Origin of the sequence: Psychrobacillus sp. NPDC058041 (assembly GCF_042885655.1) — a bacterium.
In the GTDB taxonomy this organism is placed as follows: Bacteria; Bacillota; Bacilli; order Bacillales_A; family Planococcaceae; genus Psychrobacillus.
Map to the genome: position 1 here is coordinate 57,774 of NZ_JBHVRO010000015.1, position 15,307 is coordinate 73,080.

Annotated in this window: 16 protein-coding genes; 13 read left to right on the forward strand and 3 right to left on the reverse strand. The window is 35.7% G+C overall.

Annotated features, from left to right (window positions below; translation table 11 throughout):
• Nucleotides 1-12 precede the first annotated feature (12 nt).
• On the forward strand, nucleotides 13-1,125 hold the full coding sequence (locus ACFVR1_RS18050; protein ID WP_387586013.1) for a ThiF family adenylyltransferase: 1,113 nt from the start codon (nucleotides 13-15) through the stop codon (nucleotides 1,123-1,125).
• Between the two features lie 554 nt (nucleotides 1,126-1,679).
• Here the strand turns inward: ACFVR1_RS18050 and ACFVR1_RS18055 are convergent.
• Nucleotides 1,680-1,850: a YitT family protein gene (locus tag ACFVR1_RS18055; RefSeq protein ID WP_387586034.1), complete on the reverse strand. Its 171-nt coding sequence runs from the start codon at nucleotides 1,848-1,850 to the stop codon at nucleotides 1,680-1,682.
• Nucleotides 1,851-2,047: 197 nt separating this feature from the next.
• Between ACFVR1_RS18055 and ACFVR1_RS18060 the strand changes: the two genes are divergently transcribed.
• The 7 genes from ACFVR1_RS18060 (at nucleotide 2,048) to ACFVR1_RS18090 (ending at nucleotide 10,084) form a co-directional block, all read left to right on the forward strand.
• Nucleotides 2,048-4,144 (forward strand): HelD family protein, encoded by a 2,097-nt coding sequence (locus tag ACFVR1_RS18060; RefSeq protein ID WP_387586014.1) that lies wholly within the window; start codon nucleotides 2,048-2,050, stop codon nucleotides 4,142-4,144.
• 623 nt (nucleotides 4,145-4,767) lie between these two features.
• Entirely contained in the window at nucleotides 4,768-4,983 is a 216-nt protein-coding gene (locus ACFVR1_RS18065; protein WP_387586015.1) for a hypothetical protein, read from the forward strand.
• A gap of 21 nt (nucleotides 4,984-5,004) precedes the next feature.
• A complete protein-coding gene (locus ACFVR1_RS18070) occupies nucleotides 5,005-6,237 on the forward strand; it encodes an efflux RND transporter periplasmic adaptor subunit (protein WP_387586017.1) in 1,233 nt (410 codons plus the stop codon).
• 5 nt (nucleotides 6,238-6,242) lie between these two features.
• Nucleotides 6,243-6,974, forward strand: a complete 732-nt coding sequence (locus tag ACFVR1_RS18075) for an ABC transporter ATP-binding protein (protein WP_387586036.1) — start codon at nucleotides 6,243-6,245, stop codon at nucleotides 6,972-6,974.
• Nucleotides 6,922-8,085, forward strand: coding sequence for an ABC transporter permease (locus ACFVR1_RS18080; RefSeq protein ID WP_387586019.1), 1,164 nt, complete (start codon nucleotides 6,922-6,924; stop codon nucleotides 8,083-8,085). The genes ACFVR1_RS18075 and ACFVR1_RS18080 overlap by 53 nt, the downstream gene beginning before the upstream one ends.
• 68 nt (nucleotides 8,086-8,153) lie before the next feature.
• Nucleotides 8,154-8,825 carry a response regulator transcription factor gene (locus tag ACFVR1_RS18085; protein ID WP_387586037.1) on the forward strand — a complete coding sequence of 224 codons (672 nt, stop codon included), beginning with the start codon at nucleotides 8,154-8,156 and terminating at the stop codon, nucleotides 8,823-8,825.
• A gap of 11 nt (nucleotides 8,826-8,836) precedes the next feature.
• The gene (locus ACFVR1_RS18090) at nucleotides 8,837-10,084 is read left to right on the forward strand and encodes a sensor histidine kinase (protein ID WP_387586020.1); all 1,248 of its coding nucleotides are present in this window, start codon (nucleotides 8,837-8,839) and stop codon (nucleotides 10,082-10,084) included.
• Between the two features lie 81 nt (nucleotides 10,085-10,165).
• Here ACFVR1_RS18090 and ACFVR1_RS18095 read toward each other — a convergent pair whose 3' ends face one another.
• Nucleotides 10,166-11,341, reverse strand: a complete 1,176-nt coding sequence (locus ACFVR1_RS18095; RefSeq protein WP_387586021.1) for a YhgE/Pip domain-containing protein — start codon at nucleotides 11,339-11,341, stop codon at nucleotides 10,166-10,168.
• 165 nt (nucleotides 11,342-11,506) lie between these two features.
• Here ACFVR1_RS18095 and ACFVR1_RS18100 point away from each other — a divergent pair, with 165 nt between their 5' ends.
• The gene (locus ACFVR1_RS18100) at nucleotides 11,507-12,124 is read left to right on the forward strand and encodes a TetR/AcrR family transcriptional regulator (protein ID WP_387586023.1); all 618 of its coding nucleotides are present in this window, start codon (nucleotides 11,507-11,509) and stop codon (nucleotides 12,122-12,124) included.
• 248 nt (nucleotides 12,125-12,372) lie between these two features.
• Here the strand turns inward: ACFVR1_RS18100 and ACFVR1_RS18105 are convergent, their stop codons facing one another.
• Nucleotides 12,373-12,831, reverse strand: a complete 459-nt coding sequence (locus ACFVR1_RS18105; RefSeq protein ID WP_387586024.1) for a GNAT family N-acetyltransferase — start codon at nucleotides 12,829-12,831, stop codon at nucleotides 12,373-12,375.
• A 558-nt stretch (nucleotides 12,832-13,389) separates the two neighbouring features.
• Between ACFVR1_RS18105 and ACFVR1_RS18110 the strand changes: the two genes are divergently transcribed.
• The 4 genes from ACFVR1_RS18110 to ACFVR1_RS18125 form a co-directional block, all read left to right on the forward strand.
• Nucleotides 13,390-13,734, forward strand: a complete 345-nt coding sequence (locus ACFVR1_RS18110) for an ArsR/SmtB family transcription factor (RefSeq protein WP_387586026.1) — start codon at nucleotides 13,390-13,392, stop codon at nucleotides 13,732-13,734.
• A 28-nt stretch (nucleotides 13,735-13,762) separates the two neighbouring features.
• On the forward strand, nucleotides 13,763-14,278 hold the full coding sequence (locus ACFVR1_RS18115; RefSeq protein ID WP_387586027.1) for an SRPBCC domain-containing protein: 516 nt from the start codon (nucleotides 13,763-13,765) through the stop codon (nucleotides 14,276-14,278).
• Nucleotides 14,279-14,344: 66 nt separating this feature from the next.
• Nucleotides 14,345-14,725 carry a VOC family protein gene (locus tag ACFVR1_RS18120; RefSeq protein WP_387586029.1) on the forward strand — a complete coding sequence of 127 codons (381 nt, stop codon included), beginning with the start codon at nucleotides 14,345-14,347 and terminating at the stop codon, nucleotides 14,723-14,725.
• Nucleotides 14,726-14,948: 223 nt separating this feature from the next.
• Nucleotides 14,949-15,307: hypothetical protein (locus ACFVR1_RS18125; protein ID WP_387586030.1), on the forward strand; the 359-nt coding region annotated here is incomplete at its 3' end.

The window sequence follows — 15,307 nt, forward strand, 5'->3', positions numbered from 1 at the left end:
GTTGAAAATACAATGATAAGATTTAAACCGTATATAAGAGTTCTTTTAAATGAAAAGGAAAAGAAGGTAATAATGTCAAGACCTTTAAAAGACGGAGATGGAGGGGATATTTTCGAGCTTACACCTTTAGGTTTAAAGGTAATAAAAAATTTAAATGAATCAATCTCCAAAGAAAATCTCATAAAAAAGATAAACGTTGTTTCACAAGAAGAAATGATTGAAATGGATGAAATATTAGAACTATTAATAAACGAGAAATATATTGGATTCGAGTTTGATGAAATTTCCAAAGAACATGAAGAACTAGAAAAAGTATATGGAAGAGTAATACCATTATGGGCAGAGGTTGAAACAGAAGTCAGTAATAGATATCAAATTCAAGAACAAATTATGAATAAAAAAGTTGGAATTATCGGTTGTGGTACAATTGGTATGGGAATAATATCTAAATTAGTAACTGTTGGGATAAATAAATTTATTTTGATAGACGATGATTTAGTTTCAAGAACAAATCTTACCCGTCAGCCAGCATTTTTATTAAGTGATATTGATAAATCAAAAACTACTGTTGCAAAACAATATATTTACGATAGGATAGAAAATCCTCAAGTTGAAGTTTATAATAAAAGAATTCGTAATATAGATGATTTATCAATATTTAATGATGTGGATATTATAATCGTGGCAAGTGATGAACCAAAAATAGATAAACTAGTACAAGAATACGGTAATAATACTAATATTACTTTATCATTTACAGGAGGATATACTGGTAGTACAGGGAAAATTTTCCCAATTGTAATACCGGGTAAGACACATGATTATAATTGCATTCATGAATACTTACATAAAGTGTATGAAAAACACACAAAGGGATATATAGATTTAAATACAAATAATAATTTTACAATAAGTTCAATTACATCTGTTGCTGATTTTATTGTAAGTATTTCTTCATTTGAAATAATAAAATGCCTAACTGGAGTAATAGAACCATATCTAATTAATAAAATCATTTTTTTTAATTTTGCAAATTACACAATTGATGAGTTAAACATAGAAAATGTAGAATGTAACTGTATAAATAATTTGGTATCTGTAGGTTCTAAAGAAGAAAAAAATTGACGATTAATTGTTGAAGTAGAAAAAACATAATAAAAGATAGTTAAGGCTTTCCTTTTGGTAAATTAATTTGTCACAAAAAATAATGACTTTCATAGTAACGTATAAAGAAAATATACTTTCTAATGTCTAAATAATACAATAGTTTTTTAAACTTGTATTTACGTATAAGCATCAATTAATCACCCACCTAATTTTTAGGTGGGTATTTTATTTACTCAACTAACGTACGGTGAAATCGGCAGATAAGCCTTGATATAATTTGGCAGACCGGAAATCCATTGCTGTAGTTGATTTTCAACTAGTTTTTGTGCAACGCTCAGTTATAAGTGACACGTTACATTTACGGTACGTGTCTTTTGTCTTGATTCCTGTTACTGACGACGTCACTTTGCTGAAACGATTGAGTAATACAGAAAGAGACTTATGCCAAATGGTGAAAGTCCATCCTCAAGGAGACTTACCTAGCTTGAGTAATCTAATCTATGGCATAATCGTGAGGTTATGTCTGAAGGAGATGCGGAAAATCGAGAGATCCGTAGATCAATGGGCAGACCCTAATGTGCAATCCCAGTTAAACCACCAGAAAGTAATCCTGCAGGGATAATTAACATATTAAGTGCAACAGCAGAAACCACTGTACCAACAATTATTGAAAGAAAATCTATTTCACAATTGGTGTGCTTTTTTCTCGGAAATTGACATATGTATCCACTCCTTAAAAGAATGGTGAATGATCGCGTTTATTCATTAATTTATGAGGCTTTAATATTTGACTAAAACTTCTGCATCCATTCCTCTATGTTGTATCTACGATCATTTTCTTATACATTAAACTCCAAAGTGGTTATTGACTTTGTATATACATATTTTATACAATTGTAACTCGACTGAAATTTTAGAAAGGTTAGGAGGTAGTATCATAATGAGTACTATTTATGAAGCAGAATTAAAGAGATTGCAAGAAGTTTTATCTAAACTAGATGAGCGAATAAACAAGCTAGAAAGTATTCCAGTTTATCATGGAGATAACTATACCGAGCAAATTCTTGAAAGTATGAGGGAGTTAAATCGGCAAAACTTACGAATTGGTGTACAAGAGCCATACTTTGGTCGGTTAGATTTTAGAGAGGATGGACATTTAGAGCCAAGTCCATTATATATTGGAAAAGTCGGTGTTTCTGATGAGGAAGCGAAGAAACCAATAGTTATTGATTGGCGTGCACCAGTTGCGAGTATGTTTTATTCTTTCAATGGTGGAGAAGAACTGGCTTTTTATCAATCTCCTGATGGATTGGTAGAGGGAGAAGTCTATTTAAAAAGAAACATAGCCATTCGTAAAAGAGAGCTAGAGCGTGTTGTTGATACGTATGTAAAAGGAAGTGAAGATGTATCTCTGACAGACGAATTTCTCTTATACCGATTAGGTGAAAATAAAGATAATAAATTAAAAGATATCGTTTCAACGATACAATCTGAGCAAAATGAAATTATCCGAGCTGAAAAAAATGTACCATTATTGATACAAGGGGTTGCAGGGAGCGGAAAAACAACTGTCGCTTTACATCGCCTTGCTTTTTTAATATATGAATATCGTGAACAGCTACAAGCAGATAGAATGATCATTTTCGCTCCAAACAGTTTGTTTTTAGACTATATTTCTGGTGTACTTCCAGAACTGGGAGTAGGTAATATTAAACAAACTACTTTTCCAGAGTGGGCGTTACGTCTCTTAGATAATGCGGTGAAATTGAAGCATCCAGAAGAAAAATTGAAAGAAGCTTTTTCAATTAATCGTGACAATAATAAAGTTATGCTCGATAAATTAAAGGGGTCAATCAAGTTTAAGTCATTTATTGAAAGAAGTCTTATTCAATTTGAAGAAAATCTAGTACCAACAACTAATTTAGAACTATGGGATCAAGCTGTGATAACAGTAGATGAAATTAAGAAGTGGTTATTGGTTGAATATAAGCATTATCCATTAACAAAGCGGAGGGAACGATTAGTTGCACGAATTAAGCGTTGGATAGAGATAGAACTTAAAAAGTTTGAAGGAACCGACGAGAAAAAGCTATTGAAAAAAGAAGCCAACAATAGATTAAATGCATATATGAAATTTTGGCCAAAAATGAGCGCTTTATCATTTTATACATCCTTGATGAATCGAGAAGAAATAATAGAAGTATTACCTGAAGCACTTGTTCAAGAAACAAAAAAGAATTGCCAAAAAAAAGAAGTACATGTAGAAGATTTAGCACCACTCCTATATATTTATCATCAGTTAACGGGAATAGAAGGCAAGCAAAAATTTCATCATGTTGTTATCGATGAAGCACAAGACTTTTCGCCGTTTCAAATTTATATATTAAAAGAGATTACACTAGGTAATTCTTTTACTATTTTAGGTGATTTATCTCAAGCAATCTATAATTATCAAGGTATAGAGGACTGGAATGACTTTAAAGAAGTGTTTCAAGAAACGGGTTATTATGAACTGACGAGAAGTTACCGTTCTACAAAGGAAATTATCGACTTTGCAAATGAGGTAATTAAGCAGGCCGAAGTTCCAGTAGGTCTAGCAACACCAGTTTTTCGTAGCGGAAAAAAAGTGAAAGTGATTGCTACAGATGATCAAAATACCGAAATCGTTAAGGTATTACAAGATTTACAAAATGAAAATCACAAGACGATTGCGATTATAGGAAGAACAGATGCTGAATGCCGTTCAATACATGAAAAGTTACTAACCGCAGGGATTAATGTAAACGTTATTGAAGCAAATCAACGGAAATACGAAGGTGGTATTTCTGTCGTACCAGTGTATTTAGCTAAAGGGTTGGAATTTGATGCAGTGTTACTTATTGATGTGGATGCAAATCACTATAAAGATTCAAAGTATGATGCCAAATTATTATATGTAGGCTGCACTAGATCTCTCCACGATTTACGTATTTTCTATTCAGGTGAAGCTTCACCATTAATTCAAGGAATATCAAAAGAATTTTACGAAAGTAATTAATAGATGTTTGAAGAGGATTACTCAGTCATATGTTAGAGTGTCCTCTTTTTTTATGTTAATTTAGAGAGAGTAGTTGGTTTTCTTGGAGAAACAGTAACTTAAAAAAGCTTCATTCGTATAAAGTAATATCTAGAAGTGCAATGGTAGGAATCCAGTATTCATGGTGTTTCCTAGTGCTTTCTATTTGTAGGTTGATTAAAAAAAAGATAGTTTCTATACCTAAAGAAGCGAAGCGGCGTCCGAAATTGTATCTTCGGACGCTATTAAAAGAGTAAGACAGGATATTATCATTCATTATCCAAATCAAAAGCAACTTGACTTCACGATCCATTACTCTAACGGTAATAGTGTAGCCAATGTTTGTCCAAAGCACTTAGGAAATAGCGAAGAACAAGATGCTTTTAAAAGGCACTTGCGCTTTCTTACTTACCTTTGGTAAACACATGGCAACGAGTGGTACGTCTTGAAGCAATCGTATAATACATAAAAAAACAAAGGCTTCCTCATTCCATTGAGGAAGCCTTTACTTTTCTAAACTTTAAACATTCGTTAGAAATTTTAAGGAAAAGTTAAGGAACGAAATCCATAATGGGCTTATCAACTTAAAACAAGGAGGAATAAAGATGGAAAAGCCAAAACAAAATCTAATAAAAATTTTACTCATTGTAAATTTGGTGATAAGTACGTGCGCAGCTATTGGGGTAGGGTATCTAACCTATAAACAAAGTACAACCCCTGACTTTTCAGAAATGAGATCAAGAGGGGGCGGCTTCCCAGGTAATGGACAATTCCAGCCGGGGCAATTCCAACCTGGTCAAGATCAATCGGATCAAAATTAATGTTGAAAAGGAGATAGGAATTTGAAAAAGTGGATTATTATTTCAGCAATTGTTGTCGTAATAGGAGGAGCAAGTGGCTGGTTCTTATTAGGTAAAAAAGATCAAACTCTAAGTGTTGAAGCTGTAGCACAAACAACAACAGTACAAGAAGGAAAGTTAGAAGTAGCAGTTAGTGGTTCGGGTTCGGTTACGGCAAGTACAGATCAAGATGTAACAGCAGAAAATACAACGCTTGTTGTAGATAGCGTAAATGTAGCATCTGGCGATACAGTATATAAAGGTAAAACACTTGTAACGTTTAGCAATGGTGCTGTTGTTACGGCTCCATATAATGGAGAAATCAAGGAAGTTAATGTGGAAAGTGGCAATGGGGCTTCACGAGGAACTATCCTTCTTCGTATCGAAGACAAAGATGGGGTTATTTCACCTATAACAAGGGGAGACAATAATGCTTCCAATAGCTTAAGTGGTGGAAGTAGCTTGACAGCGGATACTGTTAGTGTAAAGGAAGGAGATGTTGTAAAAGAAGGTACAACACTATTAACTTTTACAGATGGAAGTATCTTAAAAGCTCCAGTTGATGGGACAATCACTAGTCTTTCTGTTAAAAGCGGAGATTCTGTGCAAAATTCGGCGACTGTTGCACACATAACAAATTATAACTCATTGCAAACAACCATTAGTGTTGATGAATTAGATATTACAAAAGTACAAGTAGGGCAGTTGGTAAAAATAACAGCAAGTGCATTTGAGGATGAAACATTCGAAGGGAAAGTAACGAAAGTAGCAGAAGTAGGAACTCCATCAAATGGTGTATCTACATTTGACGTTACTGTACAAATCACTGACCCAAAAAGCTTGAAAATTGGTATGTCAACAGAAGCTAGTATCACTATAGAGAGTAAAGACGACGCACTATACGTTCCAGTAGAAGCTGTGTATAAAAGTGGAGATGAAAAATATGTACTTGTTCCAGCAACTTCTAGCGCTTCCACTCAATCTACAAAAAAAGTAACAGTAGAAACTGGTATTTCAAATGATACGTTTGTAGAAGTTACAAGTGGGTTAACAGTAGGAGAGTCTATTCAAATACCGATAGTCCGATCTAGTGGTAATTCTTCTCGTGGAGGAATGATGATGCAAGGGGGTGGCTTTCCAAGTGGTGGCTTCCCGAGTGGCAATTTTGGAGGAAGAAATGGAGGAGGCTTCCCAAGTGGCGGCGGTGCTCCATCAGGCGGACGAGGAGGGAACTAATGACTATTCATGAGCCGATTATTCAAATAAGAGACATGCAGAAAGTGTATGAACTTGGTGGCGAAAAAATGTTGGCTCTTCAAAGTGTTTCCCTCGATATTCAAAAAGGTGATTTTATTTCAATCATAGGTCCATCGGGTTCTGGAAAGTCAACATTTATGAACATGATTGGATGTTTAGATCGACCAGATTCAGGTGAATATTTGTTAGATAGTGAAGAAGTAGGGAAAATGAAGAGTTCACAACTTGCAACCATTCGAAACGAAAAAATAGGTTTTATTTTTCAGAATTTCAATCTGATACCGAAGTTAACTGCGGTTGAAAATGTAGAACTTCCTCTCATTTATCGCGGAATAAAAGCATCGGAAAGAAGAGAAATTGCTTTAGAAGCGTTAAAAAAAGTAGGATTAGTAGATAGAGCGACTCATTTACCAACCCAATTATCAGGTGGTCAGCAGCAACGTGTCGCAATTGCTCGGGCGCTTGCTGGGCATCCTCCTATTTTACTTGCGGATGAACCAACTGGTGCACTAGATAGTAAAACAAGTAAGGAAATTTTGGAGATTATGCATTCATTAAATGAGCAGGGGCATACCATTATTCTCATTACGCATGATTTAGATGTTGCAAAAAAAGCAAACCGTGTTGTTCGTATTCACGATGGAAAACTCTATGAGAATGGAGGTGAATGGTTTGCAAACACTCAAAATGGCACTGAAAAGCATCAAAGCAAATAAAATAAGATCATTCCTAACAATGCTAGGGATTATTATCGGTGTATCCTCTGTTATCGTCATGGTTGCGATTGGACAAGGGTCAACAAAAGAAGTACAGGACCAAATTGGAAGCTTGGGTACAAGTTTAATAACTGTAACGGTTACAGGGTCGGACGTTACATTTAAAGAAAAGGATGCAGAACAGATTCAAGGTGTCAACGGTATTAAAGCAATTGCACCAACAGTATCAGGAAGAGTGACAGTGAAAAATGGAAGGAATAATACCCAATTATCCATGATTGGAACGACTTCTTCCTACTTAGATGTCCGTGATTTACACCTACAATCAGGACGCTTCATTGCAGACTTGGATAATGATAATCATTCAAAAATTGCGGTACTTGGTTCAGATGCAGCACAAACATTATTCGGACTGGGTAATCCCGTGGGAGAATATGTAAAGGTGAATGGAACATCCTATAAAGTTGTTGGGGTTCTTGAATCAGTTGGAAGTTCATTAGGAACAAGCGGAGATAGTATGATTATTGTCCCTCTTAGCACAGGTCAACGTTTAGCCTCTACTTCTAATATTGGTACCACATATGTGAAGGTAGAAAATGAAGATATGATTAATTTCGTATCAAGTCTTATTGAAAGAACGATGTATACAATTGTAGGGGATTCCGATAGTTATAATGTATCAAGCCCAAAGGATTTAATGGAAACTGCATCATCTGTCAATAAAACCATGACATTATTGTTAGGCGGAAGTGCAGCAATTTCTCTCATCGTTGGTGGGATTGGTATAATGAACATAATGCTTGTATCAGTTTCTGAACGTACCAAAGAAATTGGTATTAGAAAAGCAATTGGAGCAAAACGTAAAAACATTCTTCTTCAATTCCTTATTGAAGCAGTTGTACTAAGTTCATTTGGTGGAATTATTGGAGTAGGAATTGGGGTAATCAGTGCTCAAATATTTACTATAGCAACGGGTACAACAATAGCATATTCCATACCTGTTATGCTGTTATCATTTGCTTTTTCTTTATTAGTTGGAGTTGTATTCGGTGTATTTCCGGCGAATAAAGCGTCTAAGCTTGACCCGATTCAAGCGCTTCGATACGAATAAAAACAACAAAGCGTTTCGTTTCTGCGAACGCTTTGTTTTGTTATTATGTAAGAAAGGAGGGAAACATGATGCGTATATTAGTAGTAGAAGATAATGTAGCCTTGCTGCAGTCTATTAACGAAATTTTATCTGAAGAATTTGAAGTAGATTGCGCAGAAAATGGAGAAGAAGGGCTATTTATGGCTATGCAAAATATATATGATTTGATTGTCCTCGATGTTATGCTTCCAGAAATGGATGGATTTGAGGTTATACAAAAGATACGCGGGGGACATATCGAGACCCCTGTTTTGTTTTTAACTGCTAAAGATTCTTTAGGAGATCGAGTCAGAGGATTGGACTTTGGAGGAGATGATTACCTGACCAAGCCATTTCAAGCACAAGAACTGCAAGCGCGTATTCGAGCGTTATTAAGAAGAAGCGGTAGTCTGACGATAAATCAAACGATTCAATATCGAGGGATTGTACTATTTGGAAAAGAAAAAGCCATTTTAGTAGATGATCATCCAATAAAATTAACGTTAAAACAGTATGAAATGCTGGAATATATGATTCAAAACAAATGTGCCATTTTGACGAAAGAACAGCTATACGATCGAGTATGGGGATTCGACTCTGACACAACAATCGGCATAGTAGAAGTATTTGTTCATCATCTGCGCAAAAAGATGGAACCGTTCGGGTATCATAAAGACATTCAAACGGTACGCGGCATCGGATACATACTGAAGGAACAGTAGGAGAGTAGAGAATGTTTCAACGAACTCGTATTAGACTCACTATATTAAATTCATTAGTCTTTATTATTTTAATTGGAGTACTTGCAGCCGTTATTTATTCTTATGCCGGGTCGCGCTTGTATCGGGATGTAAACAAAGACTTGCTTGAGGCAGCAGAACGTATAGCTGAGTCAGGACAACACCGGCCGATGATACAGCCTAATGGCTTGCCGAGAGGGCCAAGAGACCCCCGAATTGTTTTACTGATATGGAACGAAAAAAATGAACTGATTACCTTAAATGAGGGAGGAACAATCTTTGCCGACAATGAAACAAAATTTCGCCCAAAAGAATTAGAAATGCTTCGGGACATAGAAGCAGAAGGGTTCCACTTTAGAACCATTGCAATAAAAGTGCATCATCCAAATTTTGGAGTGATAACGATGCAATTTGTAAGAAACATTACTTCTGAAAAAGACATGCTCCATACATTGCTATTAATTTTAATCATCGGTTCAAGTATTGGAAGTGTGTGTGCGGTTGGTGCCGGATTCTTTTTGGCTGGAAGAGCGCTCGTTCCAATAAAAAAAGCATGGCAAAAGCAGCAGCAGTTTGTGTCAGACGCTTCTCACGAATTAAGAACACCTTTAGCTGTTATCCAGACGAAGACAGATCTATTGTGGCGTTCCCCGACTTCTACTATACAAGATAAGGCAATTGATATTTCCGTCATATCAAAAGAAGGGCGACGATTGTCAAAGCTGGTTACTAATTTACTAACATTGGCGCGTTCTGATTCAGATCAGCTAGAGATGGAAAAGAAAGAATTTTTATTAAGTCATTCATTGAAGGAGTTAATCGAACATTACTCAGAAATAGCTTTATATCAAAAAAAAGAACTTGTATTAGATGCCCCATCTTCTTTCTTTTTTATCGGAGACAAGGAGAGAATTCATCAATTAATGGTCATTTTAATAGATAATGCTATGAAGTATACGAAAGAGGGAGGAAAAATTTTAATTTCTTGTTCTCAGACCTCTCATTCGGTTTTGATAAAAGTACAGGATAATGGCATTGGTATTGAGGAAGAGAATATACCCAAAATATTTGATCGATTTTTTCAAGTGGATAAATCCCGGACTGAAGAAGCGGGAGCTGGACTTGGGCTTGCTATTGCATATTGGATTATCGACAAACATCATGGCAAAGTAAAAGTGCAAAGCAAAGTCGGAGTGGGAACATCTTTTGAAATTATTTTTCCAAAGAATCAAAAGATATAGCTACCCTTTGTCAGAAACAATCATGTTAATTCAAACAAACGTGAATGTTGCAATTTTCATGATTGTTTCTGTCACAGGGAACTAAACTAATTCTTTCTTCACTTTATTCCGTTTTAATACAGAAGTAAGTATGACAATCATGCTTACCAATCCAATCCAAACAAGTACAGAAAGCGGTGTGTTCCAAGTTAACCCTTCACCAAAGTAGAATAAATTTCGTAGACCTTGTATCATAAACCTCATTGGCAACCATGAGTAAATCCAATCCCGATAAAATGGAGACATCATTTCAGGTGCCATTGCTAGTAAAGGACCTCCAAAGAATAGTAATAAGGCAAAGATTGAAATCCCCTTAATTCCAACTAACGAAAGGACAGCTAAAATCATTAGGATAAAGCTGAATGAGGTAATTGTTAAAAATAATGCTGTATCAAGGAAATGAGGGATATTCAGTCCTACCATTTCCTCTGCTATCCATGTAAAGCCAAATCCAATTACTAGTGATACAATAGCACCCATTAAAATTTGGCCTACCTTTGTGACAAGGCTTTCTTTTCGGGAGCTGATTGGCAATTTGCTAACGGCAATAAAGAGAATTGCTGCACTAGCTAAACTTGCAATCCAAAGTGGTTGGAATAAGGAAACAGGAGCATTTCCGTTTGCACTATTGCTGCCGATTTCATTTACATTTGTCACTTTCTTCATAATTGGAGCAGTAAGGATTGTAGCCTGTTCTATAGTTAATGATGTTCCTTGCTTTTCAAATCCATTAATTAATTGTTCTCGGACTGTATTATTCATGTTGTCCACTACTCCATTTAAAATCTGCCCTGCCATCGTTGAAGCAGCCATATTCATTCCCTGATTGAGAAATATTTGTACTTCTGGTGAAGTAGGTGTTGGTGTCTGTAGGGATGCTTGCTTTGTGCTAAAATCGTTGGGAATCACTAAAGCAGCATAGTATTTCTGATTATCTAGCCCCTTTTTAACTGCCTCAATACTTTTTACTTCAACCCACTTTACTGCGGGTTCTTCATCTTCTTTAGATGCTGAAGTTTTCTGTATCATTTCAACAAGTGTTTGCCCCATATTCATCTTCGGTTGATTTGGAATTTCCACCCCTACATCCTCATTTACAATTGCAATAGGTAGATTATGTGGTTGAGGATGAACCGATGGAAATAATGTTAATGAAAAAATAAAAATAACGGCCAATGCAATAATGGGTGAAACTAGTAACAGTTTGTTTTTTAACAAATTGTAGCCTCCCTAAATTTTGTTATAATAATAAACAACGTGTTGTTTATTGTTATTTAAATCATAGTATCCAATCCTCTTTTGTTCAATAATCAAAAATGGCAGATGTGTTGGTTACGGAACAGCTTTTATAAATGTGTTGGATAAAATTAAGGAGGAAGTAATATGCGAGATAATAATTCGGATTTGCGGATCATTCGGACAAAAGAATCAATCCGAAAAGCACTAGTAGAATTAATTGAAGAAAAAGGATTTGAAGCAATTACAGTAAAAGACTTAACTACTAGAGCCAAAATTAATAGGGGTACATTTTATGCACACTATAAAGACAAATTTGATTTAATGACGAAATGCGAAGAAGAAATTATGCTTGAAATTTACACAATTGCAAAACAAAACTTACCCGCAGTAATTGCTACACTCGAAACAAATTCACCTAATTTAAAACCATTTCAACTAGCGGTTTTATTATTTGAGTATTTAAATGAAAATAATGGATTTATGAAAGCTGTGTTAGGCCCAAAAGGAGATTTATCATTTCAAACAAAATTAAAGGATTTTATGTGGAAAACACTTTTTGGAAATGACTCTAACGCACTTATTAAAGAGGATAGTTTACTTGTTCCTGCACAATATTTAGCTTCTTATGTTGCATCTGCACATATAGGGGTAATTCAACAATGGTTGAATAGTGGTAGGAAAGAAACACCACAAGAAATGGCTCGAATCCTTTCCACCATTACTTTGAATGGACCTTTCTTTGCTGCTGGTTTAAAAAAGTAAATAAATAATAGGGACAGTACAAAAAAACAAGTACTGTCCCTTTATTATTTATATGCTTGTTATCTCATCTGTGACTTTAGTTCAATAAGAAAAAAGGCAGTTGAGCATCCGTTAATTATTTTTTGGTTTGTTTATTTTTATTAATATAATTCCAATGGTAATAAATAGTCCAGAAAACAATTGACACTAAGAATGAATAATAAAACCCGTAATTGTTGCCTGAAAAGCACTCTGATACCAAACTTGTTCTAATTTAGCGGATAATCGTAACGTATGAAACCATTGTGATTCGCAATCTTGTCGTAAAGAGCTCGAGCGGTAGTATTATTATAACGAGTTTGCCAGTAAAGCTTAGTAGAGTCATGTTCACGAGCAAATTGAGCTACCTGCTCAATAAGTGCACGAGCAACACCATGCCCGCGAGCAGTTTCATCTACGAAAAGGTCTTGTAAGTAACATGCTTTTTCCATCCAGATTGTGCGATGGAATAGGAAGTGAGTGAAACCGACCAAGTTTCCTTGAAAGTATGCTCCTAAACCGAAAATTTCATGGTCGTTTAGCAAGCACTCCCAAACTTCATCGTAACGCTTGTCTGGGAGCTCCGTTTCGTAAAATGCTTTATAGCTCCGTGCCAAGACATTCCATCGATTACGATCATCAGCTTTGAGGGGCGTTATTTCAATTTGTTCGTTCGATATTTTTGCCATCTAGATCTTCCTCCGAATTGTAATGTATAGCGATATTCAAAGTTATCCTAAGCCTTATGTATTAATACAACTTAACTATAAATTATTAATTAGAAGATGGATATAATTTGTTGCAGTTAATTGCGTAGTGCGACCATGATGTGTAATGGAAGAGAAGAATCTGAAAACCCAAGATAATAAATAGAAAGATAAAATTGTAGAAAAAACAGACACGGGGTCTTAGAGGCACTTATTTAAAGCCCATTTTTACATAATGTGAAAAAAATTACTGATATTAATGGTTATAAGGTATGTGAAATCTGATTATCATTGTACTCGCAACCGTTTTAGTTCTGACTGAGTTAGAATGGGGAGATTGAATAAATTGGTCATAAATGTATACAACCTATGAAGGATAGGATTTCGTGAATTCGGCACTGACCCGGTATCACCTTAGTTTTCGAATATTCCTTGACAGGAATATTCCTTTGTGAGTATAATCAAATCGAAAGTACGATAATACTAGTGATGATGTAGATGTGCTTTAACCGGAGACCATCACTTGACGAGGTGAGCAACATGTCAGGGAAGATTCCAGGCGTGAACATGACGACGCTGAGCGCTTTGTCTGAATCGAATCGTATGAATATCGTCGAACTCTTGCGTGACGGTCCCATGACCGTTGGGGAAATCGCCGACCAGCTGGGATTGAGGCAGCCACAAACTTCAAAGCATCTAAAAGTGCTAAGCGACAACGGGATAGTGGAAGTGCAGGCAGAGGCTAATCGCCGCATCTACAAGCTCCGGGCCGAGCCCTTCCAAGCGCTGGATTCTTGGATACAATCCTTCCAGCGAGTGATGCAAGAAAGATTCGACAATCTAGATGATTATTTGAAGGAATTGCAGAACAAAGAAAAATCATAATTCATTTTATGATCAAGGAGGAGTTACAATGTCAAAGAACGAAATGGTATCGAGAGTAGAGAACGATCGATTACTGGTACTGGAGCGCACTTTCGATGCGCCACGTGAACTTGTATTCAAGATGTTTAAAGAGTCGGAGCATCTGAAACGCTGGTGGGGGCCAAGGGGCTGGGAGATTCCGGTCTGCACAGTCGATTTCCGTCCGGGAGGCGTTTGGCATTACTGTATGAAGTGCGTAGATCAGAACCTGGGTAAATTTTTTGGTATGGAAGCCTGGGGCAAAGGGGTTTATAAGGAGATTATCGAGCCGGAGAAGATTGTCTATACCGATTATTTTTCGGATGCTGAAGGTAATATAAATGAGTCCTTGCCATCGACCGAGATGACATTGGAATTCATCGATTTGGGTGGAAAGACAAAGCTGATAAACCGTGCCGAATATGTTTCCGAAGAGGCTCTTAAAACCGTCATGGACATGGGCATGCTACAGGGCATCACCGAAACTTGGGACCGTTTGAACGAGCTATTGGAGTCGCTGAAGTAGATTCTGTTTTCAGCGTTAGGGGGCATTAAGTTTAGTAATTACTTATTTAAGGGAGTGTGAAAATCAATGATTAGTAAAGTTGGTCAAATTATGTTGTATGTTAATAACCAGGATGAAGCAATGGAGTTTTGGACAGAAAAAGTAGGGTTTAGTGTAATTTCAGAGGAAGATAACGGTCAAGGAATGAGATGGATTGAAATTGCTCCATCTAATGAAGCTGAAACAAGTATTATTCTTCATAATAGGGAGCTAATCGCTAAAATGCAGCCAGAATTAAATCTTGGTACACCTTCTTTAATGTTTTTCTCAAAGAAATTCGATAATTTATATAGTGACTTATTAAACAAAAACGTTACAGTTGGAGAAATTGTAAATATGCCTTCAGGTAGAGTATTTAATTTTGCAGATAGTGAAAATAATTACTTTGCAGTAATGGAAAAAAAGTAAATTTCAATTCAATTTAAAAATAGTGAAAGTTAAAAGAGCTTGGATTTCCAAGCTCTTTTATGCTGTAAAACGAAAAAAAGAGGTCGTGAAGAGGGTTTCTTTTAAGCTAACGCAGCAGTTTAGTTGAACAAGTCAAAATTATTAAAGGAGGATTATTTTGGAACTCTTTAAGTTTTGGAACGTATTAACAGTTATAAAATAAAACACGAAGGGGGTGTTGTTCATGAAAAAGGGGTCAACTTATATATGGAAATTAATTTGGGTAATTGGATTATTTTTATTAACAATCTTAAGTTATGATACTAAAAATCAAATTAAAGATAGCTTTACATTTCATTCCGATATGATTTATTGGACTAGGTTTATTATTCTCTTTATATGGGGTATCTATCTATCACTTATTTTCATAAAAAAATGGTCATTTAAAATAAATCTACCTTTACTTATTTGCGTATTCATTCCTTGTTTTCTCTTTTCGTTAATTATGCCATTATCAGCAACTTTTTCAATTTCTTTTTCAACAGGGTCGCGCTTGTATCGGGATGTAAACAAAGACTTGCTTGAGGCAGCAGAACGTATAGC

Excerpts from the sequence above, each read along its gene's own strand:
- ACFVR1_RS18050 (WP_387586013.1), top strand. The coding sequence starts at position 13 with ATGATAAGATTTAAACCGTATATAAGAGTTCTTTTAAATGAAAAGGAA.
- ACFVR1_RS18060 (WP_387586014.1), top strand. The coding sequence starts at position 2,048 with ATGAGTACTATTTATGAAGCAGAATTAAAGAGATTGCAAGAAGTTTTA.
- ACFVR1_RS18065 (WP_387586015.1), top strand. The coding sequence starts at position 4,768 with ATGGAAAAGCCAAAACAAAATCTAATAAAAATTTTACTCATTGTAAAT.
- ACFVR1_RS18085 (WP_387586037.1), top strand. The coding sequence starts at position 8,154 with ATGCGTATATTAGTAGTAGAAGATAATGTAGCCTTGCTGCAGTCTATT.
- ACFVR1_RS18090 (WP_387586020.1), top strand. The coding sequence starts at position 8,837 with ATGTTTCAACGAACTCGTATTAGACTCACTATATTAAATTCATTAGTC.
- ACFVR1_RS18100 (WP_387586023.1), top strand. The coding sequence starts at position 11,507 with ATGCGAGATAATAATTCGGATTTGCGGATCATTCGGACAAAAGAATCA.
- ACFVR1_RS18105 (WP_387586024.1), bottom strand. The coding sequence starts at position 12,831 with ATGGCAAAAATATCGAACGAACAAATTGAAATAACGCCCCTCAAAGCT.
- ACFVR1_RS18110 (WP_387586026.1), top strand. The coding sequence starts at position 13,390 with ATGTCAGGGAAGATTCCAGGCGTGAACATGACGACGCTGAGCGCTTTG.
- ACFVR1_RS18115 (WP_387586027.1), top strand. The coding sequence starts at position 13,763 with ATGTCAAAGAACGAAATGGTATCGAGAGTAGAGAACGATCGATTACTG.
- ACFVR1_RS18120 (WP_387586029.1), top strand. The coding sequence starts at position 14,345 with ATGATTAGTAAAGTTGGTCAAATTATGTTGTATGTTAATAACCAGGAT.